The following is a 1,919-nucleotide window of genomic DNA, read 5'->3' as shown; positions in this document are numbered from 1 at the left end:
GGGAAAATGATTCAATAAAAATACAATCTGCTATTAATAAAGCAGAGTCTAGTAAAATTAAAACTGTATTGCTTGATGATAAAAAGTATAAAATCACGTCACCAATCATTGTTAAAAAAGGTGTGAAATTATTATTTGGTTACGGATCCCAATTTGTAGTTGAGGGAAACTTTAGAGTTTTAGAACTAGAGAAAAACGCATCCATTGAAGGAGCGTATATAACTATTGACGATCCTAAATTTAACTCTGAAGTTATTTATTTAGACGGTAAAAATAAATATTATAACACTTGGAACAAAACACAAATAAAAGATATAAATATTATCAATTGGACGGAAACGAATAAAGGTACCGGAATTTCTTTATACTCTGCTGGAAAAGAAAATGAAATTTCGTTTGTTAACTTCGAAAATATTAAAGTTGTAGGAATGGAAACTGGACTGAAATTAGTAGCGAAAAAACCGAGCACCGGACAAGCTTGGATAAATGCCAATCGTTTTATGAACTTTTCTTTAGAAGACTGTGTAAATATGATTTATATGGATAGTCAAGTAACTACGCCAAATGAAATTAGTGGGAATCAATTTACAAACCTTCAAATACAGCCTTCAAATAAAACAAAAAGCATTATACAGGTAAGTGGTCAACACAATGAATTTCATGGGATGGTGTGGGATTTAAATAAAATAAAACATGAAAACGAACTCATTGAACTGACTGATAAGAGTATGAATACAGTGGTTGAAATATCCAGTGTACCAGCAAATAGAGTATTAGATAGTGGGAGATCCAATATAGTGAAATAAGTTTAAATACAGAAAAAAGAGCGAATTCTTTATAAGAGGATTCGCTCTTTTTATATTTTAAAATTAAATTTTCTTCCACCAAGCGGATAAAGGATAGTCTGTAGATTTTAACGTAATAGATTCGCCAATTTGTGGCGTTGTAATTTTAACTCCTAAACGGTTAGCTTCTTTCGTAACACGTTCTATCGGCTCACTCCATTCGTGTAATGCTAACGTAAAAGCACCCCAATGAATCGGAAGAAGTAATTCTCCTTTAACATCAATATGAGCTTGTACCGTTTCTTCAGGCAACATATGAATAGCAGACCACCTCGGATCATATTGCCCGCATTCCATTAATGTAAGATCGAATGGACCGTATTTATCACCAATTTCCTTAAAGTGAGGGGCATAACCGCTATCACCACTAAAGAAAATTTTAGTCTCTTGACCAAGAATAAGCCATGAACACCATAATGAACGATCTCTATCTGTCATACCACGTCCAGAGAAATGCCTTGCAGGCGCACATACTAACTTAATATTATCAAACGTAATTTCGTCCCACCAATTATGCTCACTAATTTTACTAGGTGAAACACCCCATTTAATAAGATATTGTGCAACTCCAGTTGGAACATAAAAGTGTTTTGCGCGATTTTTTAACTGCATAATACTTTTGTAATTCAAATGATCATAGTGATTATGAGAAATGACAATCGCATCAATTTCTTGAAGGTCATCACGTTCTAAAGAAAAAGCACCACTATAGCGTTTACTATTAAACAAAGGAAATGGGGAAGAGGCATCTCCAAACATCGGGTCTAATAACAGTTTTTTACCTTCTATTTTCAAAAGAGAAGCAGAATGGCCAAACCATGTAACACTCTCTAACGCTTCATTATCTTTATTTGATAAAACAACAGACAAATCCTTTATAGGACGCAGCTTTGATTTCATTTTAAAGTAATCCGTCATTAAACTTATAATATCTTTCGGTTTAAAACTCATATCAGTATGAATTTGATTTGTATATTTCTTATTCATTCGTTCTCCTTTTTATGATTAACAATATACGTATGTTGTTATTGTAGCTATTTGTAGTTTAAACGAAATCATTTTACCTTTCACCTT

Annotated in this window: 2 protein-coding genes; one reads left to right on the top strand and one right to left on the bottom strand. The window is 32.7% G+C overall.

The genetic code is table 11. The features are described from left to right. Positions 1-806: hypothetical protein (locus ACQGS6_RS27470; RefSeq protein ID WP_426965957.1), on the top strand; the 806-nt coding region annotated here is incomplete at its 5' end. Positions 807-869: 63 nt separating this feature from the next. Here ACQGS6_RS27470 and ACQGS6_RS27465 read toward each other — a convergent pair. Further along, the gene (locus tag ACQGS6_RS27465; RefSeq protein WP_074626436.1) at positions 870-1,832 is read right to left on the bottom strand and encodes an MBL fold metallo-hydrolase; all 963 of its coding nucleotides are present in this window, start codon (positions 1,830-1,832) and stop codon (positions 870-872) included. Between the last annotated feature and the right edge of the window lie 87 nt (positions 1,833-1,919).

It is taken from the genome of Bacillus sp. GMs2/2 (assembly GCF_050172095.1).
Classification (GTDB): domain Bacteria; phylum Bacillota; class Bacilli; order Bacillales; family Bacillaceae_G; genus Bacillus_A; species Bacillus_A cereus.
This window is presented reverse-complemented; position numbering and strand designations above follow the sequence as displayed.

Excerpts from the sequence above, each read along its gene's own strand:
- ACQGS6_RS27465 (WP_074626436.1), bottom strand. The coding sequence starts at position 1,832 with ATGAATAAGAAATATACAAATCAAATTCATACTGATATGAGTTTTAAA.